The 24,548-nt window shown below is 64.6% G+C and carries 17 protein-coding genes; 8 read left to right on the forward strand and 9 right to left on the reverse strand.

Annotation, left to right across the window (positions count from 1 at the left end; genetic code table 11):
* Nucleotides 1-55: 55 nt before the first annotated feature.
* Both AC1DSA_RS05675 and AC1DSA_RS05680 read right to left on the reverse strand, forming a co-directional pair.
* Nucleotides 56-757, reverse strand: a complete 702-nt coding sequence (locus AC1DSA_RS05675) for a TetR/AcrR family transcriptional regulator (protein ID WP_477886946.1) — start codon at nt 755-757, stop codon at nt 56-58.
* Nucleotides 758-804: 47 nt separating this feature from the next.
* Nucleotides 805-2,784 (reverse strand): acyl-CoA synthetase, encoded by a 1,980-nt coding sequence (locus AC1DSA_RS05680; RefSeq protein ID WP_477886948.1) that lies wholly within the window; start codon nt 2,782-2,784, stop codon nt 805-807.
* Nucleotides 2,785-2,898: 114 nt separating this feature from the next.
* On the opposite strand from AC1DSA_RS05680, the gene AC1DSA_RS05685 reads away from it, so the two are divergent.
* Genes AC1DSA_RS05685 through AC1DSA_RS05695 form a run of 3 tightly spaced genes read left to right on the forward strand, consistent with a single transcriptional unit; the run spans nt 2,899 to nt 6,135 of the window.
* On the forward strand, nt 2,899-4,038 hold the full coding sequence (locus AC1DSA_RS05685) for a VOC family protein (RefSeq protein WP_477886950.1): 1,140 nt from the start codon (nt 2,899-2,901) through the stop codon (nt 4,036-4,038).
* Between the two features lie 19 nt (nt 4,039-4,057).
* Nucleotides 4,058-5,062 (forward strand): fumarylacetoacetate hydrolase family protein, encoded by a 1,005-nt coding sequence (locus tag AC1DSA_RS05690; protein WP_477886952.1) that lies wholly within the window; start codon nt 4,058-4,060, stop codon nt 5,060-5,062.
* The gene (locus tag AC1DSA_RS05695; protein ID WP_477886953.1) at nt 5,059-6,135 is read left to right on the forward strand and encodes a quinone oxidoreductase family protein; all 1,077 of its coding nucleotides are present in this window, start codon (nt 5,059-5,061) and stop codon (nt 6,133-6,135) included. Before AC1DSA_RS05690 ends, AC1DSA_RS05695 begins: the two co-directional genes overlap by 4 nt.
* A gap of 253 nt (nt 6,136-6,388) precedes the next feature.
* On the opposite strand, the gene AC1DSA_RS05700 is transcribed toward AC1DSA_RS05695, so the two are convergent.
* The 3 genes from AC1DSA_RS05700 to AC1DSA_RS05710 form a co-directional block, all read right to left on the reverse strand.
* A complete protein-coding gene (locus tag AC1DSA_RS05700; protein ID WP_477886954.1) occupies nt 6,389-6,967 on the reverse strand; it encodes an acyloxyacyl hydrolase in 579 nt (192 codons plus the stop codon).
* Between the two features lie 168 nt (nt 6,968-7,135).
* Complete coding sequence (locus AC1DSA_RS05705; protein WP_477886956.1) at nt 7,136-7,492, reverse strand: DUF4148 domain-containing protein; 357 nt, start codon at nt 7,490-7,492, stop codon at nt 7,136-7,138.
* Nucleotides 7,493-7,616: 124 nt separating this feature from the next.
* Nucleotides 7,617-8,555, reverse strand: coding sequence for a LysR family transcriptional regulator (locus tag AC1DSA_RS05710; protein WP_477886958.1), 939 nt, complete (start codon nt 8,553-8,555; stop codon nt 7,617-7,619).
* Between the two features lie 93 nt (nt 8,556-8,648).
* Here AC1DSA_RS05710 and AC1DSA_RS05715 point away from each other — a divergent pair, with 93 nt between their 5' ends.
* From AC1DSA_RS05715 to AC1DSA_RS05730, 4 genes are all read left to right on the forward strand, one after another.
* Nucleotides 8,649-9,116 (forward strand): DoxX family protein, encoded by a 468-nt coding sequence (locus tag AC1DSA_RS05715; protein ID WP_477886960.1) that lies wholly within the window; start codon nt 8,649-8,651, stop codon nt 9,114-9,116.
* 85 nt (nt 9,117-9,201) lie between these two features.
* Nucleotides 9,202-10,083 carry a pirin family protein gene (locus tag AC1DSA_RS05720; protein ID WP_477886962.1) on the forward strand — a complete coding sequence of 294 codons (882 nt, stop codon included), beginning with the start codon at nt 9,202-9,204 and terminating at the stop codon, nt 10,081-10,083.
* 994 nt (nt 10,084-11,077) lie between these two features.
* Nucleotides 11,078-11,650, forward strand: coding sequence for a cytochrome P460 family protein (locus AC1DSA_RS05725; protein WP_477886964.1), 573 nt, complete (start codon nt 11,078-11,080; stop codon nt 11,648-11,650).
* A 1,385-nt stretch (nt 11,651-13,035) separates the two neighbouring features.
* Nucleotides 13,036-14,577, forward strand: coding sequence for a PAS domain S-box protein (locus tag AC1DSA_RS05730; RefSeq protein WP_477887424.1), 1,542 nt, complete (start codon nt 13,036-13,038; stop codon nt 14,575-14,577).
* Between the two features lie 77 nt (nt 14,578-14,654).
* Here the strand turns inward: AC1DSA_RS05730 and AC1DSA_RS05735 are convergent, their stop codons facing one another.
* Nucleotides 14,655-15,473 carry an alpha/beta hydrolase gene (locus AC1DSA_RS05735; RefSeq protein ID WP_477886966.1) on the reverse strand — a complete coding sequence of 273 codons (819 nt, stop codon included), beginning with the start codon at nt 15,471-15,473 and terminating at the stop codon, nt 14,655-14,657.
* Nucleotides 15,474-16,460: 987 nt separating this feature from the next.
* Here AC1DSA_RS05735 and AC1DSA_RS05740 point away from each other — a divergent pair.
* Nucleotides 16,461-17,267, forward strand: a complete 807-nt coding sequence (locus tag AC1DSA_RS05740) for an IclR family transcriptional regulator (protein WP_477886968.1) — start codon at nt 16,461-16,463, stop codon at nt 17,265-17,267.
* A gap of 26 nt (nt 17,268-17,293) precedes the next feature.
* On the opposite strand, the gene AC1DSA_RS05745 is transcribed toward AC1DSA_RS05740, so the two are convergent.
* The 3 genes from AC1DSA_RS05745 to AC1DSA_RS05755 form a co-directional block, all read right to left on the reverse strand.
* Nucleotides 17,294-22,951, reverse strand: coding sequence for a trifunctional serine/threonine-protein kinase/ATP-binding protein/sensor histidine kinase (locus AC1DSA_RS05745; RefSeq protein WP_477886970.1), 5,658 nt, complete (start codon nt 22,949-22,951; stop codon nt 17,294-17,296).
* A 327-nt stretch (nt 22,952-23,278) separates the two neighbouring features.
* Complete coding sequence (locus AC1DSA_RS05750; protein ID WP_477886972.1) at nt 23,279-23,983, reverse strand: gamma-glutamylcyclotransferase; 705 nt, start codon at nt 23,981-23,983, stop codon at nt 23,279-23,281.
* A 93-nt stretch (nt 23,984-24,076) separates the two neighbouring features.
* Nucleotides 24,077-24,529, reverse strand: coding sequence for a MaoC family dehydratase (locus AC1DSA_RS05755; RefSeq protein WP_477886974.1), 453 nt, complete (start codon nt 24,527-24,529; stop codon nt 24,077-24,079).
* Between the last annotated feature and the right edge of the window lie 19 nt (nt 24,530-24,548).

The following is a 24,548-nucleotide window of genomic DNA, read 5'->3' on the forward strand; positions in this document are numbered from 1 at the left end:
GGCCCCGCGGTCTCCCTGCGCGACGGCGCCGGGGCCGCAGCCGTCCCGGGTGGTCCTAGTTCGCTCGCGCGGCGCGGCGCACGGCGCGCGCGGGACTGCCAGATTCGATCAGGCCCTGCAGCACCGGCTGCGGGGCCGGCAGGTCCCGGGTCGCGAGCTTCAGCGCTTCTTTCGCTTCCACCCCCAGCGCCCGCAAGCCACTGGCCACCGCCTGCTCCGCGAAATCGCGCGGCGACCGCATTCCCAGCATCGCATGCACGCTGCCCAGGACCGTCATGGAGACGATGTTCAGCGCCAGCGGCACGGGCAGCGGCAGGAACCGGCGCTGCTTCATCCCCTGTTCCAGGTCGCGCTGGACGAAATCCAGCAGCACCTGCCCGTTGCGCACCCCGGGCCAGCCCAGGCGCACGAGAAAGGCCGCCACCTCGCTCCTGCCCATGGCCAGCTGGATCACCAGGCGCATGCCGGTCGCCACCCTCTGGGCCGGGTCCGCGATCGGCGAGACCGCCGGTTCGGCCATGCAGATGATCTCGTTGGCCACCTCCAGCGCGAGCGCGTCGAACAGCGCGTCCGGCGCATCGAAGTACTTGTAGAAGGTGCCGCGCGAGACCTCCGCCGCCTGGATCACGTCGTCGATCGAGGTGGCGGCAGGCCCCTTCTCCGCCGCGAGCCGCAGGGCACTCTCGAACAATCGCCTGCGCATCCGCTCGCGCCGCTCGGCCGCGACCCGGGTCCGGTGGTCTTCCTTCTTCTGCATCGGACGATTGTGCCGTCCAGGACCGGCGTCGAGGACGGCCGGCATGCTCAGGCCATTTCCTGCCGGAAGGTGTAGAGCGCCAGCCGGTCGCGCAACGCCTTCGCGTCGCCGGCAGCGGACCAGCGCACGACCACGCCACGGCCAGGATCCCGCACGACCTCGCAGGAGACGAGGTCCACGCCGATGGACGCGGCTTCCTCCTGCACCACCGCCAGGATCTCCCGCTCCGCGAGCGCCGGCTTGAAGATCTTGCCCACGGCGGTGAGCGGAAGGGTGGAAAGGATCTGGATCCTGCGGGGCCAGGCCGCGCGCTCGGCAATGCGGGCCTGCGCCCAGGCCTGCAGTTCCTGCTCGCTCACCTGCGCATCCGGGCGCAGCAGCACGTACGCGGTCGGCACCTCGCCGGCGTGCACGTCCGGCCGCGGCACCGCGGCTGCAAACGCCACGGCGGGATGCGCGTGCAAGGGCTCCTCGATCCACTTGGGGTCGATGTTGTGGCCGCCGCGGATGATCAGTTCCTTGCTGCGCCCGGTCAGCCAGAAGTAGCCGTCGGCATCCACGCGCCCGAGGTCGCCGGTGTTCAGCCACTGCTGCAGCGGCCCGCCCGGAGTTGCAGCCGCGACCAGCCACACGCCCTCGTTGTGCGCGGGATTCAGGTAGCCGGCAAACAGGTTGTCGCCGCGGATCGCGATCGTGCCCACCTCGCCGGGCGCGGCTTCCCGCGCGGGCGTGTCCGCGCTGCCGGGGACCAGCACCTTCACCTGCTGCCATGGCAGGCCGATGCCGATGGAGCCGGGCCGCGCCGGTCCCCGCGGCGGATTGAGCGTGGACACGCAGCCGCCTTCCGTGAGGCCATAGCCCTCCAGCACCTGGACACCGGTTTCCTCGCGGAAGCACTCGATCAGTTCGAAGGGCATCGGCGCAGCCCCGCACAGGCCGTAGCGCAGCGACCCGGGCGGGCGGCCCGCACGCGGGGCCGACAGCAGCGCGGAATAGATGGTGGGAACGCCCGAGAAGGAGAACAGCGCATAGTGCCGCGCGATCTCCCAGAATGCCGCGATCAATCCACGCGTGCGGTAGCCACCCGCCGTGCCGAGCACGACGTGGCCACCGAGCGACCACGGCATCAGCCCGGTGCCGATCTGCGCATTGACATGGAACAGGGGCAGTCCGCAGAACAGCGGTCCGCTGGCGGCCTCCTTGCCGAACATCGCCGCGAGCTGGATCGCATTGGCCGCTTCGGTGCGATGCGTGCGGACGGCGATCTTCGGCGTGCCCGTGGTCCCGCCGGTACAGAAGTAGGACGCTACGTCGTCCAGCTCTGGCTCCCGGAACGACAGGGAATCGCCCTGCACGCCGCGCAGGGCCTCGTGGAAATCGAGCACTTGCATGGGAGCCTCACGAGCGTCGCAACCCAGCGCGGGCGGTGCTGCCTTGAGGAAGGCTGCCGCCCCGCGCGCGTAGCGCTGGGGCGAAACGGTGAGCACGGTGCGCAAGCTCGGAACGTCCAGGGCGGCCGCCGTCGCACGCTCCCACAGGTCCGCATCGGGAGCGGGCGCGAGGGTCACCAGCACCTTCGGGCGGACTGCGTTCATCAGCTGGCGCAGCATGGCCGCATCGAGCTGCGGATTCAGCGCGAACGCCGCGCCCGCCGCTTCGCCGCCCCAGAGCACCCAGTGCGTTTCCGGCAGGTTCGGCAGCACGAACGCGACTGTGTCGTGCCGGCCGACGCCGAGACTGCGCAGGAGGTTCGCCGTCGCCGTGATGCGCTCCAACCACTCGCGGTGGCTCCAGGTCATCGGCTGCGCGAAATCCTCCGCCTCCAGGAAGAAGGACAGCGCCGGTGCGTTCGGGTTGCGCAGGGCCCCCTGCCGAAGCAGCGCATAGGTGCTGGCGACGCCGGCGAGTGGATCCGGCAAGGCCGCCTCCAGCTGCCGCGCGTCCTCCGCGCAAGCGACAGCGCCGCGCCCGAGCAAGCAGTCGAGCACGGGGGCGGCGGCGGGATGGGCAGGATGGTCAGTGTTCATGTCGCGGGTAATAAACAAACTCTTGTCATCATGACACGTTTGTCATTATTATCGCGGCCCATGCACTGCCTGTCCATCCCCGCACCCTGCCGGACCAGCTGATCGGAGCCCCCCATGCGCAAGAGCATTGCCCTGCACCAGCCGGAAGCCGTACCGGAAAGCCGGCTTCCCGCGAATGTCCAGCGACTGGCGCGCCCTGGCGCGGCAGGCCGGGCCTGCGCGCTCGCCTTCCTGCGCTGGGAAAAGACCTCGCTCGCCGAGACGGAACGCTTCTGGCGCGGTTTCGGGCTGGAGATCGTGGCGTCGTCGCCGGTGAGCCTGGTGGCCCGCGGCACCGGCGTCGCTCCGTGCATTGCCATCGCACAGCGCGGCAGCAGCAACCGTTTCCTGGGCCCGGCATTCCTCATGGACGGCGGGACGGACCTGGCGATCTATGAACGCGAGTTCGGCGGCCGCTGGCTGGATGCGCAGCAACTGCCCGGTGGGGGCCGCGGCATCGAGGTCCAGGATCCCTCCGGCCGGCCCGTGTGGCTTCTGCAGCATCAGGCGCAGGCCGCTGCGCTGCCGACCCGCACTCCCGTCACCCCGCTCACCAATACGGCCGTGCACACGCCGCGCGTGAACGCCACGGTGCGGACCCCGATCGAGCCCGCGCGGGTCGTGCGCCTCGGCCACCTGGTGCTGCAGACCATCGACTTTGCCGGGATGGCGCAGTGGTACATGCGCGTGCTGGGGCTGATCCCCACCGACGTGCAGTACCTCGCCGACGGCAGTCCCGCCCTCGCCTTCATGCGGCTGGACCTCGGCAGCACGCCGGCCGACCACCACACGCTGGTGCTGGTGGGCGCCATCGAGGACCGCTACGAGCACAGCGCGTACGAGGTCGTCGATCTCGACGCGCTGGGTCAGGGACAGCAGGTGCTTCGCGCCCAGGGCTGGCGGCACCTCTGGGGCATCGGCCGGCACCTGCTGGGCAGCCAGCTGTTCGACTATTGGCGCGATCCCGACGGCTTCGAATACGAGCACTACACCGACGGCGACGTGTTCACCGCGGACGTGGAAACGTGCTACTCGCCGCTCTCGTTCGGCAGCATCTGGGCCTGGGGTCCCGACGCGCCGGCGTCGATGAAGCCGGCCATGAACCTGCGCACGCTGCTGCGCGTGCTGCGCCTGCTGCGCGCCAAACGCATCACCTTGCAGCGCCTGAAGCTGCTCGCCCAAGCCATGGACGCGCCCGCGCGCCCCTGGTCCTGATCTCTCCCGGAGTCCCCCCATGCCACGCATCCTGCTTCGCTGCGACGACGGCACGCGCACCTTCTGGGCCGTGCAGTTCGGAGCCCTGCTCGCCCCCCTGGACATCGCTGCCGCCACCACGGGCGAAGTCCTCTCCCGCCACTGGGAGGCGCTCTGGCGCACGCGCCCCGAGGACGCCCGCATCCCCCGCGCCGAGGTGCGCGTGCTCGCGCCGGTCACGACCAATCAGCAGTTCCTCTGCCAGGGCGTGAACTACCGCAGCCACGTGCGCGAGTCGGGGCTGAAGGTGAGCGACTTTCCGTTCAACACGCTCTTCACCAAGGCCAGTTCGTGCATCACGGCGGCGGACGCGCCCGTGACACGGCCGCAAGGCGTGAAGCTCCTGGACTACGAGATCGAGCTGGGGCTCGTCATGCGGCGCGACCTGCCCGCAGGCACCCGCGTCGCGGCCGACCGGCTGCACGAGTGGGTGGCGGGCGTCACGATCGTCAACGACCTGTCCGCGCGGGACGTGCAGCTGCCGCAGGGACAGTTCTTCAAGGGCAAGAGCTTCCGCGGCTTCGGCCCGGTCGGCCCCGGCATCGTGCTGCTGGACGCGCAGGACTGGCTGCGCTGGCCAGAGTTGCACATGCGCCTGGCGGTCAACGGCAAGCTGCGCCAGGACTCCTTGTGCGGCGACATGATCCACCAGCCCGCGGCCACCCTCACGGAACTCGCCTCGCTTCTCGACGTGGCGGCCGGCGACCTGATCGCCACCGGAACTCCGGCGGGATGCGCCGCGCGGGCTCCCGGGAAGCCGGTGCTGTTCCTCATGCGCCACTTCATGAGCGAGGCGACCAAGTGGCGCCTCTTCATCGCCAAGGGCGCGGCCAACCCGATGTACCTGCGGCCGGGCGACCGCATCAGCGCCACGATTCGCACCGACGACGGCGCGATCGACCTGGGCGAACAGACCACCACCATCGTGAGCGCGCCCCCGCCGGCGCGCGCCGTCACGAGGCAAGTGGAAGGAATGGCTGCATGACCACCGCCCGCAGCATCGTTTGTGTCGCTCCGGCGGATCCGCCCCAGCTGAGCGTGCGCGACCTGCCGGTGCGCTCCCCCGGCCGCGACGAGGTGCTGGCGGAGCAGATCGCCAGCTCCATCAACCCGATCGACGTGAAGCGCGCCGGCGGCTACGGGGCCCGCCTGCTGTCCTTGCGCGGCGCCGGCCGCTTTCCGCTGGTGCTGGGCAACGACGTGGTCGGCATCGTCAGGGAACTCGGCGCCGGCGTGACCGCGCCTGCGGTGGGAACCCTGGTGGTGGGCGTGAAGCCGACGGGCCCCGCCGGGGCCCATGCCTCGCGCGTCGTCGTGCCGGTGCAGTGGCTGCGCCCCGTGCCCGCCGGATCCGATCTCCAGGCGCTGGCCGCACTGCCGTACAACTTCACGACCATGTGGCTCGCGCTGCGCTCCGCGGGACTGCACGCATCGACAGCAGCCGGACGCAAGGTGCTGGTGAACGGGGCCGCCGGAGGGCTCGGGCGCATGGCCTTGCACGTGCTGAACGGCTGGGGTGCGGAAGTCACTGCGGTGGACAGTGCCCACCTGCTCGCCGCCTGCAGTGAACTCGGCGCACGCGAGTTGGTCGCGCGCGGACCGCAGGCCTTGCAGCGGCTGCCTGGCGACTACGGCGCCGTGCTCAACTTCGGCAGCTGGGACGACGACGCGCCGCTGTCCGCGCGGCTCGCGTTCGATGCGCTCGGCCATGCGACGACCGTGCATCCGCTGCTGGGCATGTTCGACGCGCTCGGCTGGGTGCGCGGCGCGTGGCGGGCCCGCGGAGCGCTCCGTGCCGCGCGGGACCGGGTGACATCGCGCAGCCCTTCCGGGCGCTACACCTGGGTGGTGTTCCGGCCGGACGCGGAGGCACTGGACAGCCTGCTCGCGTGCTTCGCGACCGGACTGCGCCTGCCGGTGGGCTGGACGGGAACGCCGGACCATGCATTGACCGGATTCCAGCGGGTGGCCGCGGGTGCGGCGGGGCGCTCCGTGCTGCTGCTTGGATCGCGCCCACCGCGGCCCTGCGGATCAGAGGGCGTGCATCCCCCGGCTTGAGCGTGGCCATGACGCCTTTGCATTTCCACCATCGGCCGTCCGCACCGCTCAGGGACCGCCCCTTGGCGGGGCGCACCATACAGGAAGCCGACAGTGGGTTGCCGCTGCCAGACTATCCGCGTCATCGGGCAGTCACCGCGCCCAGCGTCGGCAGCGTGGAGCTGTTCCGGGCGGTCAAGGCCGCGATCGTGGTCGGCTGCCACCCGCAGGAACGCTGACGGCGCCGGCCGCGTCTCCTGGGTGCATGCCGCACTCAGAAGTGCCGAACGTACCGCATCTGCAAGAAGTTCTCGCCGGGGTTGGGATCGCTCACGCCGCAATTGGAAAAGTGCTCCACCCGCAGCGCGAACTCGTGTTCCTGGTGATCGCCGAAGCGGCGGCCGACACCGAGGCGATCGCCGAAGTTGAAGACGGTGGAGAACTTGCGCGTTCCGTTGTGGTACACGGGGCTGATGGCGTTGGCGCCGATGCCGGCTTCGACGAACCATCCCGCGGTCGCCCCCGCGGGGTACAGACGCAGCATGGGCGTGATCCCGACTTGCGTCGCAAGCTGGTCGTCAACTCCGCGGGTGCCGCGCCACCGCGCCAGCGAGAGTTCGGTCGAGCCCGTCACCAGGCCTGCGCCCGTGTGCTCGTGCCAGTTCCAATCCCAGGCGGCGCCCAGGCCCACGGAGTCGACCTGGTGCCCGGCACCGGCCTGCGCGGAGAGTGAATCGGGACGCCACCACGCATCCGCCTCGGAGGCGGGAGCGGATTTCGCGGTGCAGGTGAATCCAAGGATGCAGATGGCAGCGGCAAGGTGAGCGCCGAGAATTCGGTACTTCTTCTTCATGGGTCGAGGAAAGGGACCTGTGGCTGCGCCCCGTCAGCCGTGGAGCTCCACGCGTCAAGATGGGGTCAGCGCAGGACAGCGCCTGCCCCGTGTGAGGGAAGGGGCGTGCCCCATGCCGGATCCTGGCATCGTCCGGGCACGGCTCGCTTGTCGATCAGGATTTGCCGGTCACTGGTGGCGGCTGGGGAAACCGGCCACGTGCGATGGAGCCTCCGCGCCACGGTGCTGTGCCAGCCACGCCGCGCCGCTGTCCTCCCCCGAGAGTGCGCCCACTTCGTCGCGCGAGGCGAGGTATTCCTGCTCCACCTGGGCGCGCGTCTTCTCGGAATGGAATTGACGCAACGGGTTGTACGCAATGGACCACGGGTTCACGCCCTCGCGCTTGTACTGCGCCAGCTCCGCCTGCACTTGCGCGGGTGTGCGCGTCGAGGCGAAGGAATGGGGATCGATGGTGATGTCATCGGCGAAAGCGCCGGTGGCGGCGGTGGCGAGGACAAGCGCTCCGAATAAGAGTTTGCGGCTCATGGTTTCCTTCTTTCACTCCGTGTTGAGGGATGAAGGAAGCTTAGGACCGCCTCTCGTTCGAGTCGTCAGCGATCCGTCGGGGATCGGTCGGACTTGGGTCTTGGAGTCGTTGCAGCGCGCATTGCTAACGTGCTGACCGACCTGCCGCGGCGTCGTCTGCCCCCAACGCAATGCGCAGCATGTCGATGAACGCGCGCGTCTTGGTCGGCATCAGCTTGCGCCCGGGGAACACCGCCCACGCCGTGACGCTGGGTGCGCACCAGCCCGGCAACACGCGCTGCAACAGGCCCTGGCGCACGTCCGGCAGTGCGAAGTCGTCGGGCACGGAGGCAATGCCCGCCCCTGCCCGCGCAAGGCGCACCAGCAAGTCGGGAGAATTCGCGATCAGTCGCCCCGGTGGCAAGCCTTCCCAGCGCTGCTCGCCCTGCGCCAGGGTCCACGGTGCGGGTTCGCCGCTGGCTCCGGGCAGCCGCACGGCCGCGTGGTTCATCAGGTCCTCGGGCGTCGCCGGCTGGCCGTGTTCGGCCAGGTAGTTGGGCGATGCATAGAGGCCGTTGGACATCACCTTCAGCTGTCGTGCGGCCAACAGGCTGTCGTCCGGCAGGTCGCCCGCGCGCACTGCAAGGTCGAAGCCTTCCGCCAGCAGGTCGACGCGGCGGGGCGAGAGATCCAGCTCCAGCGTGATGGCCGGGTGCAGCGCCACGAAAGCCGCGAGCGAGTCCGCCAGCAGGAGGTTGGCGAAATCGGCGGGCATGGACACGCGCAGCCGCCCGCTGGGTGCCGCTTGCCGATGCGCGCTCAGTGCTCCGACTGCCTCGACCTCGTCAGCCACTTGGCGCGCATGCGCCAGCAACTGCTCGCCGAACTCCGTCAGGGCCTGCCGCCGCGTCGTGCGCAGCAGCAGCCGCTCCCCCAGGCGCTGCTCCAGCCCCGCGAGGCGCCGCGACACCGTGGATTTGGGCAGTCCCAGTCGTTCGGCGGTGCGGCTGAAGCTCCCCAGTTCGGCCACGTACGCAAAGATCAGGAGATCGTTGGGGTCGACGAGGTCTTTGCTTTGTTCCATCGAGGGAACAATGTTATCCATTTCCATGGATTTTCAGCAGGATTTGTGCGGAATACAGTTCATTCACCGTATTCAAACCCACTGGAGACCCTCATGACCGCCCGCACCGCTTCCGCCGCTTTCGTCCCGTCCAGCTCCGCGCAAGACGCCTTCTCCTTCGCAGCCCGCCTGCTGTTGGTGGCGCTATTCCTGCCCGCCGGCATCGGCAAGCTCACGGGCTTTGCCGGCACCGTCGGCTACATCTCGTCGGTGGGCCTGCCCTTGCCCACCGCGGGTGCGGCGCTGGCCCTGGCGGTCGAGATCGTGGGTGGCCTGGCCCTGCTGTTCGGCTACCAGACGCGCATCGCGGCGCTGGTGCTCGCGGCCTTCACGCTGGTGGCCAGCTACTTCTTCCATGCATTCTGGGCCGTGCCCGCCGACCAGGCCTTCGTCACGCAACTGCTGTTCTACAAGAACATCGCAGTGGCGGGCGGCCTGCTGGCCCTGGTGGCGAGCGGCGCCGGCGGCTGGAGCGTGGACGCGCGCAGTGCGCCGGCCACCGCGCGACTCGCAGCAGCCTGACACGCTAGTACGACCGGACGACGGCGGCACCCCGCCGTCGTCTGCGCATGAATTTCAACCTGCATCGAACCCGCAAGGCAAGGACATGAACAGCACCACACTCTCCCCCGCCGTCACCCTTTCCCGCTCCGTCGAGCGCCTGGTCTCCGGACAGGCCACTTCCGACGGCGCCGGCGTCAAGCTCACCCGCGTGCTCACGCAGGACCTGCAGCAGCGGCTCGACCCGTTCCTGATGCTGGATGCCTTCGGCAGCGACAACCCGCACGACTACATCGCCGGCTTTCCCGACCACCCGCACCGCGGCTTCGAAACCGTGACGTACATGATTGCCGGCCGCATGCGCCATCGCGACAGCGCCGGCCACGAAGGGCTGCTGCAAAACGGCGGCGTGCAGTGGATGACGGCCGCGAAGGGCGTGATCCATTCGGAGATTCCGCAGCAGGAAGAAGGTGTCATGGAAGGTTTCCAGCTCTGGCTGAACCTTCATAGCAGCGAGAAGATGAAGGACCCGTGGTACCGCGACTTCCAGGACGCGCAGTTGCCCAAGCTGACCACGCCGGAAGGTGTCGCCGTGACGGTGATTGCCGGCGAGAGCCACGGGGTGCAAGGCGCGGTGACGCGCGAAACGACGCAGCCCCTGTACCTGGACCTGCACCTGCCGCGCGGCACCCGCTTCGAACAGCCCCTGCCTGCCGGACACAACGCATTCGTCTACGTGTACCGGGGCGAGGCGACTGTGGGCGGAACCGTCGTCGGGGCGCACAGGATGGCCATCCTGGCGAACGAACCACGCGCGGACGGCGTCGTGATCGAGGCCGGTCCGGACACGAAGGCGCTGCTCATCGCAGGCCGGCCGCTCAAGGAGACTATCGTGCAGTACGGCCCGTTCGTGATGAACACGCAGCAGGAGATCTACCAGGCCTTGAGCGACTTCCGCGCAGGGCGACTGGGTGAGCCGCAGCGCTGACGACGCCGCAATCAGTTCGGCGCGCGGACCGTGCGGACGGCCGCCTACACCAGCGCGCCGAAGGATCCCAGCTGAGGGTGCGGCGCGAGCCTGGCGGCAATCCTTTGTCGGCGGCTCGCTTCGGCGGCGCGTCGCAGCCACTCGGCGCGCGGCAGCAAGTCCACGTCCTGCGCCGCGTGGACAAGGGCCTCCAGTCGCCGCTGCAGCTTGCTTTTGAACAGTCGACCAAGCCCAAGCATTTGCAAAGATCTCATTCCCAACTCCTGTTTCTTGCTGGCCTGGTCAGCATGCCGCAGCGGGAATCCGCGCACGGAAGCTGGCAGACAAGCGGCGCCCTCACGGAGACAGGTAGCTCGTAGCTCGCTGGTTGTGCAGGGTAGAGACAAAGAGCAACGGGCGATTGGCCGGCGGAGCAAAGGGCGGACGCGAGCACATCGCTTGCTCGCTGCCCGACGGATTCACACTACTCGCGGACAAAGGAAAAGGCCCATCGCTATAGGTTCAATAGCGATGGGCCTTTGTTTCTGGCGGAGCAGGAGGCAGCAGTATCGGGCGCCTAAGTACCTGCTGCAGCATGCTTTTTCTAACGTGCTCCAAAACAGGTACCCGTACTGTACCCCTATAACGGATCGCCCGTTTTGCTTCCCCGAGTAGGCAAACTTGTGGCGCAAAGCTCCGGTTTGAAGCAAGCAGTGGCCCTTCGTTCCCCGCTTCGCTTGTAGGCTCCTCTCCCTTCTTCGTAGACCTGTGTCACCTGTTCGGGTCGGCGCAAGAAGGTCAATCAGCATCGGTCGTGCAGCCACACCCGAACACCGTGGGACACCAGCGTCCTCAGTGCACCCGACCTTCCCCGGAAGCGGGGATCCTCCCAATGGCCTAGGTCCGCCACGTGCCAAGGTGCGCGGCAGAGTGCATGACCACGTGATGTGATTGAACCCGATCTCGGAATCCTGTCGGACTTCCGAATCAATCCATCCTCAATTAGGAGTTCGTCATGCAAATGCCTGTTAGATCTCTCTGTACCCTGATCGGTGCCGTCATCCTTGCTGGTTCCGGCATCTTCATCGCTGCTTCGGCGGCGGACGCCATGCAGGACAAGTACAGCTTGAAGGTTCCAGGCGGGCTATCGTTTGCCGAGTTCAAAGGGTACGAAACCTGGGAGGTGATCTCGGTGAGTCACGGTGGCACGGCCATAGCCGTTACCGTGGGGAACCCCGCGATGATCAGTGCCTACAAGGCCGGCTTTCCGTCGAATGGAAAACCTGTTCCCGACGGCGCCAAGATGGCCAAGATTCATTGGGCTCCCAAAAAGAGCGAATTCTTTCCGGATGTGACGGTGCCAGGCGCACAAAACGACGTCGACTTCATGGTCAAGGACAGCAAGCGTTTCGGGAATGACGGCGGATGGGGATATGCGTTCTTCAAGTACGACGCCGGGACCGATACGTTCAGGCCCGCAACTACCGCGGACACACCTCCGCAGGCAAACGACGCCAAATGCGGTGTAGCCTGCCACACCATCGCCAAACAACGAGATTACGTATTCACCGAGTACGGCCACCGGTGACTTGGCGCGGCGACGCCTACTCCCACCCGAGCTCTTCAAAGTATGTGGCGCGGCCTGGGTCTGTTTACCAACCTAAGGCCGCTCGCCGCAAAGCCGCACTGCCAAAGTTCGGTGCCCACAAGCCATTCGCAATGAACCTTGTTGCCGATCACCACGATCACCGTCATCAACCCACGGTCGTGGAGCGTACTGACCGTGTCACCGCTTTGAAAGGGAACGCTGCAAGGAGCGACGGTTCGATCGAATTCTGGGATGAGCGCTGACATTTGAAATTCTGGGACGAGTGTCACTTACGACCGCTCTTTGTGAACCCAACCAATCAGCGGTGATCCACGTGTGCGTACGGTCGTGCACAAGCATTCGCGCGCCCCGCACTCCCAAATCTCAATGGACATCTTTCTGAAGGCGCGCTCAGAGCTTGTCGGCACGCCGATGAACACTCGTTTCAGACAGCGATGCGACGACGACGGCAAGACGATAGCTTGCAGCCGCACGGAGCCGAGAGACCTCGGCCAGCACGGCGGCCGTGGGTGGATCTGCTCCCATGTCCCACGCCGCCCACACGGCCTGAAGGCGGCTTTCGACCTCGCGGGCCGCTGAGTCTGCGCGTTTCCACTCCTCGTACGCCTCTCTGGTCTTCTCTGACATCAGCGCCCTCAGCGTTCCACTTACTCAAAACTCCCGCACCTTGTCGAAACGCTCGTGTACGCCAACTGCGTGATTGCACCCCAGGGTTTTTCATCTCTTCAGCACTGCGTCTGGCTCGCGATCGGCCGCCGGTGTTCTCACACCGACGGTCCTGCGGGGAAGGAGGGCCGATTCTGCATTCAGAATTGCATGCATCGGCATTCCAACAGCCATCCTCAGTTTCGCAGTGCGGAACGCAAGGGCTGTCTTGCCAACACGAGGCTAATGCAGCGGTCTGCGAACACCCGCTCCGAGCGAACCCACGCACGAGTCGAGATGACAGTCCAGGATCCAGATCAGCTGCTGTTCACCCTCAGGCGCTTCTCCTCTAATCAGCGCGCTGCCGAGGACATCGCACTGCGCGCAGCCGCGGCGCCCGCCCCGAGCCGGTCACGGGGCAAAAGTCAGCGGACCAATACCAAAGTCCCATAGACTTTGATGGAATGTGTGACGCCATAATCGGCGGGCGAGTTGCACCCTCCGATCTCGGGGGCGCAAGCGCGAAGCTCCGAATCTGGCTTACGCAATTTCGGGGCAGCCGGAGGTACGCACGTGCCCGAATTTTCTTTGGACAGTAGACGGCTTTTTGCTCAACCGTCGAAGGACCTGCCTAGACGCTCCGCAGGGGCCGCGCCGTGAACTCAGTTTCTACAGAGATTGCAATACCGTCCGAGGTTTTTCGGAAGTGGCAGCGAATTGTGGATCTCTTGGCGGAGGTCGTGCACGTCCCGTCGGCGGTGGTGACCAAACTCGAACCACCGTACACGTACTACAAAATCGTCGCCTCCAGCAATTCCGAGGGGAACCCCTTCCCAAACGACGACACCTTCGCGATGGACATTGGGACCTTCTGCGAAACAGTCATCAAAAACCGCGAGCCACTCCTTGTTCCAAACGCGTTGGATGACATTCGCTGGAAGGATGCTCCCGAGATCAAGACAGGGATGGTTTCGTACCTGGGATTTCCCGTTCTTTGGCCTGATGGGCGGATCTTCGGAACAATTTGCGTCCTTGATGACAAAACCAATCCGTACAGCGACGCCTACCAGGAGCTCCTGTGTCTTTGCCGCGATGTCTTGCAGGATGATTTGAAGACCTTGGAGCGATTGGGCAACGAACTGGAAGACCAACGGGCACATCTCAGTGAGCTGTTCGCGAGAGTTCCAGAGGCTGTTGTCATGGTCGATCGCGACCGCATGATCACCCGTGTCAACCCGGCATTCACGAAGATCTTTGGCTATACGGCAGACGAGGCGATTGGTCAGACAATCAAAGAACTGATTGCGCCAGACGATCTGCAGGAAGAGGTCGAGGGTTTCATGAATCGGATGGCTCAGACTTTGGACGCATTTGCGGTGGAGACCGTTCGCAAACGCAAGGACGGCACGCGCATTCCAGTCTCCCTGATCTGCGTTCCTGTGCCATCCACTGACAATGGGAATGCTGGGTATGTGATCTATCGGGACATTTCGGAAACCAAGCGGCTTCAGGATGAGCAGCGACGAAACCACGAACTCCAGCTGATATTCGCTCATGCAAATCGCGTTGCGATCCTAGGGCAGATGTCGGCGTCCATTGCGCACGAGCTCAACCAGCCGTTGACAGGCATCATCACAAACTGCGGCGCCTGTCTTCGAATGCTGACAAGCGATCCGCAAAATCTCGACGGTGCACGCGAAGCGGTGCGCCGGACGATGCGGGACGGATACCGCGCTTCAGAAGTCATTACGCGCTTGCGTGCTTTGTTCAGCAAGAGAGCGCCGACGTTTGAGCCAGTGGACCTGAATGAAGCTGCACGAGAAGTGATTGCGCTCTCACTTGGTGAGATTGAGAGCAGGCAGGTGATTGTGAAGACCGAACTTGCGCACGATCTCTCGTTGGTCACGGGAGATCGTATTCAACTGCAGCAGGTCGTGCTCAATCTGCTCCGGAACGCGTTGGATGCCATGAACACAGTCGATGATCGACCCAGAAATCTGCTCATTCGAACTGAACGGGAGGAAGGCGATTCAGCGCGGTTGAGCGTGAAGGACGCTGGGATCGGCTTCGACCCGCACACGATGGACAAACTGTTCGAGGCTTTCTACAGCACCAAGAGCGACGGGATGGGAGTCGGCCTTGCAGTGAGCCGCTCCATCATTGAGAACCATCACGGCCGCCTGTGGGCGGCTCTCAACGATGGTCCTGGGGCCACGTTCTCTTTTTCGGTTTCTTGTTGCACCCAACCAGAAGCTCCATAAGAGATCTTTGGGAATACCTGCACTGGCCGAGAACCCACAATCGACGTGCACGACGACCGCGGATTGGTTTCTCCGGTTCAGAGTCGGCCGAGCGCCGACATCAGGGCCTTTCGAACCATTGGGAATTGGTGAACGTCTCCGTGGCCCGCTTCCGTGACACGCAGCAAATGCGCGGAGCGCATCGACTTGCACAGAGCCTCGCTGTGGTGAATGCCAATCAGTTCGTCCTTTTCCCCGTGAATCAGCATGACGGGCCCCAGCATCTTCGCCGCGTACTTCAGCGTTTGCAGCGGATACCGCAGGACTCGCGCCGGCACCCAGGGGTACAGCTCGGCGGCCAGCGCGCGCATGCTGCTGTAAGGAGATACCAGAAATGTCAGATCCGGCGCGCTGCCCTCCGAGGAGAGCTGCGCCGCGAGCGCGGCGGCCAGCCCTGTGCCGAGCGACTGGCCGGAAATGACCACCCGCTTGCCTTCATACATCGGTCGAAAGTACGTCCATACAGCCATGACATCGGTGTGCAGCTGCTGCTCGCTCTCGATCTGGCCGGTGCTCTTCCCGAAACCTCGGTAATCCAGCATCACCACGTCGAAGTTCGCCTGCCGGAAGGGTTCGAGCTCCACAAACCATTTCTTGAGATTGCCCGAATTGCCGTGCAGGAAGAAGAACACCCCGCGCGGATCCGGGAGCGCCATGCGTGCTACCGAAAGCCGCGCCCCGCGCACGTCGATGAAGAATTCACACGTGTCGCCGTCCATGCAGATCGGATCATCGAGGGGCAGAGGGTCGGGTTCGAACAGCAGCCGTTCCTGGCGTAAGTAGAGCCAACCGACGGCACCCGCGTAGATGGCACAAATGCCCAACAGAACGGAAGCCGAGAAAATCGCATACACCATGAGTCTTCTCCAGTAGGTTCAGAAGTTCTCATGGCGACCAACCGCGCACAATTGCACGATGGTGTGAACCGTGCGTGAGTCGGAGACCAACGAAGGAGCGCCAGGAGTGGACGCCCGGCAAAGCGCAGTCGGCGCAGCCTACCGCGGAGCACATGCAGCACCGAACGACATCAACGAGTAGTCCATCCGCCTTTGCATGTAGGCATCGTCGTAATAGAAGACCTGCTCCGCGTTGTGGTTCGCGATGGTCTTCGGGAACGTCACCGCGAGACGCCGCCAAGTCTCGTCCCCTTCTGACCATGGTTCCATTTCCCTCACCTCGACTCCGGGCTGAGCAAAAACGAAGGGCGTTGCGAGGTAATTCCAGACTGCGGCGCTGGTGAAGTACGCTACCTGAAGCGCGTCCCACGGAGTTGCGAGAGGATCGGATGGCTGCGGAAGGGAATTTCGCGGCTCCAGTCGCTGTTCGATGACGGACCCTGGATTCTCTTGGCCTCCATCCAATGGAGGAGTCCTCCGTGAGAATCGAGTACGGCAGAAAGCAGCATCCATCGAGGACTCCTTGTTGAGAGAGGGAGTCTGGGCGCCATGTGACAGATGCCTATAGACGATGGTGCAGGCGAAACCTACGCCTTATAGCCTACGGGACGGCAAAGCGAGGACTTCTCCTCCATCGCCGAAATGCAAGCCATCCGCCCACTCGGGGTGTGCCTGGGCATGTGCGCGCTTCCGTTCTTCGAAGCCCCCTGCTCTGTTCGGACATGGACACGCGCGGAGTGGCACGTCACCGTGGCTGCGGTCCCTTGTGGAAACGTCCGAGTGCCTCCATCTCTGCCTTGTCGTCAGAGAGATCGCATTCCCGATTTCGCAGCGCGGAACGCACGAGGGTTCCTGAAACTCGCTGCGGATACTCCACTCTTCTAACGGTGAAGGTGGCGGCACAACACCGCGGATCGAACGCAACGCACACGGAAAGCAGCCGGAACAATGAAGCAGCACGATGGAACCATGCCAGCCCGCGGGGAAGGCGATCGGCAGTTCGTGATTGCACTCGCCCGTGGCTTGCATCTTCTTCGCGCATTCCGATCCGCCGAGGATCGCTTGAGCAACCAGGACCTTGCGCGGATTTGCTCCTTGCCAAAATCGACGGTGTCGCGGCTGACGCATACACTCACGGAACTTGGCTATCTGCACCACGTGCATGAAACAGGGCGGTACAAACTCGGCATTGCCACCCTCGCTTTGTCTGGCACCGCGTTGTCCCGCCTTGGGCTCAAGGAAGCAAGCACTCCGGTCCTCCAGGAACTCGCTGAGCAGACCGGTGCGATGATTTCCATGTCATTTCGCGACGACCTGTCGATGGTCTACATCGCAGCCACTCAAGTCGAGAACTGCGCGGTGGGGTTCCAGTTGACCATCGGATCACGCGTGCCCATTGCTGTCACTGCGGCTGGCCGTGGCTACCTCGCGGGCGCTCCGGAAGATGTTCGCGACGCATTGCTCAACCGGCTGAGGACGCTCGCGCCCGCAGGATGGCACCGGATCAACGATGGTGTGCGCCGCGCTATCACGGACCTGCAGCAGCATGGCTGTGTCACGTCCTTCGGAGAATGGAAAGAGGAGATTCACAGCATCGCCACGCCCGTTTCTCTTGGCAATGAGCTTCCTATGGTTGTGCTCAGCGCCGCTGGGCCAGCGCGTCACTTTTCGCCTGATGTCTTGATGGATGAGATCAGGCCGCGCATGCGAGCAGCCGCCAACGAAATCGCATCCCGACACTCCGACAGGGTGTAGACACAACTCGTCTACACGCATCGCGCCTATTGTCCTGCCGACCAATGTGTCACGACCTCGCTGGGAATCGGGATCGTGAACGAGAAGCTGGCACCCGGACCTTCGTTCGGCTCGCCCCATAGCCGACCGTTGTGCCTCTCGATGATCGAGCGACTGACCGACAGCCCGATTCCCATTCCGCCACTCTTTGTCGTGTAGAACGCCTCGAAGAGCTTTTCCATGGCGTCCACGCTGAGGCCGATACCTGTGTCGCGCACGGTCAACTGGACACGATCGTCCTCGGATCGGCCAGTTCGGATCAGCAAGTGCCTGGAGTGCGCGTCGACGTTCGTCATCGCATCCGCAGCATTGCGCAATAGATTCATGATGACCTGCTGGAGCTGGATGCGATCCCCCTTGACGGGCGGGAGATCCTCCTCGAACTCGCACCGGAGATCCACTCGCTCGTTGTGCAGCGCCGTGGACGACAGCGCAACGATCTCGCGCGCGGCTTCATTCACGTCGACCCATTCGGACACAGTCTCCGCTTTGGCAAAAAGCGCTCGCAAATGCTTGATGACTTCGGAGGCGCGGTGGGCGTCGCGGATTAAGCGGCGGGCGGGCTCCATTGCTCCCGGTACGTCGGGGGGATCAACCCCCAGTCTTCGTACGCAAACACTCGCGTTCGCAACGATTCCCGCGAGCGGCTGGTTCAGCTCGTGCGCGACGGACGCGGACAGCTGACCGATGCTGGCCATGCGGTTCGCGTCCGCCAGGCGCAGCTCCAGCTCGTGGTAGCGCCGTTGACTGTCGCGCGCTTCTGCCTCCGAGCGCTTGCGCTCACTTAGATCCAGGACGAAGGCGACACCCTCGTTTCCGCTGACGTCGAAGGATGCAGCACCGATCATGACGGGCACGCGGCTTCCATCCCTGCGAAAGAACTCCTTCTCGTAGGCTTGCACTCTGCCGCTTTCTTTGACCACTTTCAGCATTCGGCTATCCAGCTCGCGCCAATTCGGTGGCGTCAGGTCCGTCCAGCACAAGCCGCCCGAGCTGAGATCCTGCCGGTCGTAGCCCAGCATGAACAACAATGCGTCGTTGGCATCGAGCACCTGTCCGCTGTGATCCCAGATGAAAATGCCGATGATGTTGGCCTCCACCAGCCGCCGGATCCTCGATTCGCGTTCAGCCAGCGCCCCGTAAAGGCGCGTGTTTTCGAGAGAAATCGCGGCCTCCGACGCAAGCAGCTTCAGCACCGGAACGCGGGCTGGGGCGAACACCTGGGGCGCAAGGTTGTTCTCGAGATAGAGCATCCCGATGAGCTTCGCCCGGTTCAAGAGGGGCAGGCAAAGAACGGATCGCGCACACCGAGCCTGGATGTACGGATCCGAGGAGAACGCCCCGTCGGCGCTTGCGTCGTCCAAGATCACGCTCTCCAGCGAGCGCAGCACGAAGTGGCACACGCTTTCCGGCAGGTGCGCTTGCGTGACGGGCTCGTCCCGCAGCTGCACGATCACCGAATCTCCGGAAGTCCTCGCCTCGGCGGCTACCCGGTGCGCGCCGCCTTCCGTCAGGACCAGAACTCCGCGCTCGGCCCCGGCGTGCTCGATCGCTGTACGCAGCAGCGTCTCGATCAGCTTCTCCAGCACAATCTCCCCTGAAACCGCTTGGGACACCTTGATGACGGTTGCGAGTTCCAGGTGTTCCACCGGAGTACCCATCGTGCTCGTACCCGCGTGCGCCCGGCTTTCGTCCCGGAGACCCGGGTGCTCCTCATCGAGAAGACGGACCTTGGCGCCGGCTCCCCATCGCATGTAGCAATGGCTTGCATTTCGCAGGTAAAGGGTGGCAATGTCCCGAAAGCCCCGGCCTGCGTAGAAGCGCGCGGCAGTCTCGCAAGCGACGGCCTGGTGGTGAATGAAGCCGTGGATCTCGGAAGTCCGGATGGCGTGCTCGTAAAGGCGCTGCGCATCGAGCTCGCGGCCCTCCACGCGAGCGATCTCCGCGCCGATCAAGGCCGCGCGACCTTCGAAGTTCTCCGGGCAGTGCTCCGTCCAGAGAACGAATTTGCCGTGCTTGTGTTTCAGTTGCCGCAGGGACTGCTGCTGCTGTAGTGCGGGTAGAGTGGGATAGAGCGATGCTAGAGACAGCGCGTGGAAGAAATGGAAACTCGCCTCCATGGGCATCGCCATGACGGCGGCAATCATCGGCTCCGCTTCCGCAGCGGCCTCCAATGCCTCAACGTGGCGGCCGCACAGGCTGGCGAACATCATGTTCATCACGTGATGAAAGGCCGTTCCGCTGATGAAGGCGGCTCGAACCGTCACATCCACGCTGGCTTGGGGGTCGATCGATCCGGCGCCCCCCATTGGGTCCGCATTGCTGCCCATCAGCAGGCGCACGAAGCGCTGCTCAAGAAGTATCGTTTCGTGGATCGCGTCGTTGTGGCTCTGCTGAGCAAAGGCTGCAAACCGGGCAGTGGACGCCAATACCTCCTCCAAAGCGTGCCCGTTCTCCCACACATGCATTGGGATCTGGAAAGCCAGGAAGCCGCCGTACACGTAATCGCCGACCTCCAGGCATGCCGTGAACGCCTGCTCCAGAATTGGGAGGCCGGTGGCGAAGTGCCGCCGCCAGAAGTTGACGTGATCCCCGTTCAGGTGCAGCAGCGTTCCGCGCAGACGCCGGTTGTCGAATCGCTCATTGAGCCGCAGCGAGAACTCGGAAAACTGGTATGCCAAGTGGATTTCTTGCGGCACGGACACCAGCCACAGTGCCACCACGCCATAGGCGAAAGGCGATTGCACTGTGTTCCCATCGCGGATGGACCGGTGGACGGCCTCGAGCGTGACCAGTGGAAATAGCGGCGGGCGGGCGATGTACGCGCATGGGGCGCTTTCGACCAGCAAGTCGACAATGGCCCAAGTCACAGGGTCGACCGCAGTCGGTGCCTCCAGGAAGTCGCCAATCGAGCGACCGCCGAGGCGTTCCGGCAGACTGGCGAACTGCGCCTGGACCGCCGCTTCGATGTCGTTTTCGGATTCGGGAAAGGTGACGCCAAACGCGCGCAGCGCCCTCAAACCGACTGCCAGACCCTCGTCGTATTTTCCCGAGACCTGGTAAAGCTTGATGCGCAGGCTGTGCACCTTCGCCGCGTCGAGCTCCGACTTGGACTTGCTCAAAATGGTGTCAAAGAGCATGTCTGCCGCGTCGAAGTTGCCGACCAGGTATTCGCATTCAGACAGCAGCAAGAAGAGCTCGAAACTTTCCTCATAACGTCGCGCCCACGGTTCAGGTGCAAGGAGCGCCACTGCTTGCACGAGGTAGTTCCGAGCCGAAGCGTAGGCGGTCGATCGCTTCGCTCGCTTTCCGGCGACAACGTTCAGCTCCGCCACCCGTTGGCGCTCGTGCACGTCGGTCATCAGTTCCGCGCCGCGGTTGAACTGGTTCACGACGTCGAATACCGCATCCTCGAGGTCGTCGGACGCCGTTCCGGCCAGGAGCAGTCGGCCAATGCGAAGGTGCGCCGCGGCGCGTTCGGTTGCCGGGATGAGCCCGTAGGCCGCCTCGTGCACTCGATCGTGGACGAACCTGAAGCCGCCTTCCACGCTCTCGATCAGTTCCAGTCGCACCGCGTCCCACAGATCGGCCGTCACCTGGCCCTGGGGCGACGCATGCGCGATTGCGAGCGCGGCTGTTCCCGCGCGATTTCCGAGGCACGCCATCTGCTGCAATGCCGCCTTTGTCGGGGCGGGCAGCCTGCCGAGCCGGCCAACCATGAGGTCGGCAACGTTGGCGGTGTAGCCCTTGGCATGGATGCGATCCGGGTCCCAACTCCAGCGCCCCTGGTCATTCGTGATCAGTCCCTCTTCGGCGAGCTCGGCGAGAAACTGGATGGCAAAGAATGGGTTTCCGCCGGTTTTGTCGTGTAGCAGTTGCGCCAGCGGTGCGGCGCGCGCGGGTTCGCAGCGCAAACCGTCCTCGACCAGCTGGGAAAGGTCTCCACGGTCGAGCGGCGCCAGCCGCACATGGTGCACCTTGGCACCAGCCTGCTGGATCGCCTCAATCTTCCGCGCGAGCGGATGGCTCGGGCCCACCTCGTTGTCTCTGTATGCGCCGATCAAGATCAGGTGCTGCAGGTTTGCGCGGGTCAGCAGGTCTTCGACCAGGTCGAGCGTGGCTGTATCCAGCCATTGCAGATCGTCCAGCGCCAGGGCGAGCGGGTGCTCCGGTTGCGCAAAGACGCCAATGAAGCGGCGGAACACGAGCTGGAAGCGGCTCTGTGCCTGCTGCGGCGGCAGCTCGGGGACGGGGGACTGCTCGCCGATGATGAGGGCAAGCTCTGGAACGAGCTCGGTCATGAGCAAGCCGTTGGGGGCGAGCGCTTCTCGCAGGGCGTTTCGCCACGGAGCCAGCTCGGCGTCGCTCTTGACCAGAAGCCGGCGCGTGAGGCTCTGGAAAGCCTGCGCCAGCGTCGAATACGGAATGTCGCGCTTGTACTGGTCAAACTTCCCCGAGGCGAACAGGCCGCGTGGCGGAACGAGCACCTTGTGCAGCTCACTGATGACCGAGGACTTGCCAATACCGGAATACCCAGAGACGAGCACGAGCTCGGGCGATCCGCCCTTGACCACACGATCGAAGGCGGAAAGCAAGGTTTCTATCTCGCGATCCCGACCATACAGTTTCTCCGGCATCAGCAGCCGGTCGGGCGTGTCGTTCAACCCAGGACTGAACGATGCGATCTGCCCCTCGTGCTGCCAATCCGTCAGGCAGCGCCGCAAGTCGCTCTCCACGCCAGCTGCAGTTTGGTAGCGGTCCTCCGCAGTCTTGACAAGGAGCTTCATCACGATGGCGGACACCGCCGAGGGCACCTGGGCGCGTTCGCTCGGAGCAACTGGGCGCTTGGCGATGTGGCAATGGACCCACCCCATGGGATCCGAGGCGGTGAACGGCAGCACGCCGGTGAGCATCTGATAGAACGTGATTCCCAAGGAATAGAGATCGCTGCGCGAATCGATCGAGCGATTCATGCGGCCGGTCTGCTCGGGCGACATATAGGCGAGCGTTCCCGCGATGATCTCGGGAGCTTCGGGCGCCTGGCGCTCACGAGGCAGGCGTGAGGCGATGCCGAACCCTGTCAACCAGGCCGCGCCGCCGGGGCCGACGAGCACGTTCGCGGGCTTGATGTCCTTATGCACCAGTCCGCGCTGGTGGACCTGGCCCAGCGCCTGGGCCAACGCAATCGCGACTCTGAGGAACGGGGCCACTTCCATTGGGCGGCCGATGAGGCGTTCCAGCGGTCCGCCGCCGTTGTCCTCGAAGACGAGTGTAGGCCGTCCTCTCTGGAGGACCAGCTCCAGTGGCCGAAGGGCCCAAGCGCCGTCCAGATGTTCACGCAGCGCGTATTCGTGGGTCAGCCGGCTGATGGAGCTTCGCGACGGTCGCTCCGCAACCGGAGCAATCGTGATGAACGAATGATGAATGCCATCTGCGCCTTTGCGGGGCGTCCTGCAGATCCTGCGATCACCGTCCTCCCAAAGGATCTCGGGATGCCCACACTCGCTGCTGTCGTCGAGCCAAGACAATCGTTCCACGCAGGCCTCGCTCTCCGGGGCGTCACCCGTTGCACGATACCCCACGCAACTGAGGAACGATACGATACCTTCGTATCGGTCAGCGAGCCCGTCGAAGCGGGGATGCATGCCACGTGGTCACCGTGCCGCTTCGCTCAAACCGCATGCGAGCGCCACCGCATTTTCGAGCACCCACCGAAGGTATTCCCAAGACCATCGTGCAATGGAATCGACGCGCATCATCTGCTTAGATGCACAGGTGACCCAAGGAGCAATCCATGTGCGCGCCGCTAGAAGACGAGACACAACTCAACCATATCCGCGATCATCACCATCGATCAGAGCATCGTGGGTGGATGCCTGGCTTCGCTGGTTGGTGCATCGGCATTGCGATGTCTCTGGGAGGGTACGCCGCGATGGTGCTTGACGAGCAGCTACTTGGCTGTTGCCTCGCAATCACCGCGAGCCCGCAAGCAGCGCATCCAGTTCCTCCATTCCTCCGTCCTTGATGCCGAGCTCTCGGAGTTTGGCCATGGTGGCGTCGAAATACGCACGACAGGTTCCCAAGTGACCACACCCTGTGTCGATCAGACGCGCGGTTTCTTTCGGGGGAAGTGGCTTGAGGTAGCGCTCTTGCCCCCGATCGACCACAAAAGTCAGCGCGCGAACCGACTCCGTTCCCCGCCACGCAGTGACCCACCGCGCGTTGTACGAGCCCCAGGTCATCTCCCGGCGCCACAGGAGTTCGAGTTCGTCCGGCACCTTGAGAGCTTCGATGCGGAAGACCATGCCGGAGCATGAGCCTCCTCTGTCCAGCGCGAGCATCAGGCCGGGAGTTGCAGGAGCGCCCCGCCCGATGAGGCTGCGGATGCAGAAGCGGCGGTGCCAGCCGAACACCTTGGCCGGCGCCGAGTGACTGTGCTCAAGTCCAGGATTCCACATCAGCGAGCCGTATCCGAAGACATGCAGGTCCTTGCCCTCTTCGTGCTCCCCAAGAATCACCCGCAACGTATGGCCCATCTCCTCGGGCGTGCGTAGCCTGATGCCCGGGGGCGTCGTTGAACGCACCCGCTCATGGAAGTTCGCATCCGCCAACCGGGTGCGCAGATCGTGCTCAACAGCTCTCGACTCGTTTCTCACCCGGTTCCCTTCGTGCAGCATGGGTCGCTAAACTGGTCACACGCCGTCCCGCGGCACTCGCACGCGACCGCAACATTGTTGTTTCGCTTGCAAGACCGCCAGCTGTTCCTGGCATCAGGCGGACCGCCGCGGAACCATCAACTTCGCCGTCAGCACCTGGACGAGGTCGCCTCGCTGTGTAAGCGTCTTGCTGCGCAGCACGGCCACGCCGCGGTCGGGCCTGGACCGTGACGGAATAAGCTCGACGACCTCGCTCTCCACCCGAAGCACGTCACCGGGCCGTGTCGGTATCTTCCATTCGATCTCGCCGCCAGCGCCCACGATGCCATTGGCCAGCTGAGGGCCGCCAGACACGAGGAGCCGCATGGTGAGGGCGGCTGTATGCCAGCCGCTCGCCGCGAGGCCACCGAACATGGTGGATTTCGCCGCTCCGTCGTCCAGGTGAAATGGCTGTGGATCGAACTCGCCTGCGAAGCGCTTGATCTCCTGCTCCGTCACTTCGTGCGTGCCGCTCGAGAACCTGTCGCCGACCTTCAGGTCGTCGAAATAGAGAAGGTCGTTGTTCATGTCTGGCCTTTCGTTTCAA

Source organism: Ramlibacter sp. P4_H7, assembly GCF_056400765.1.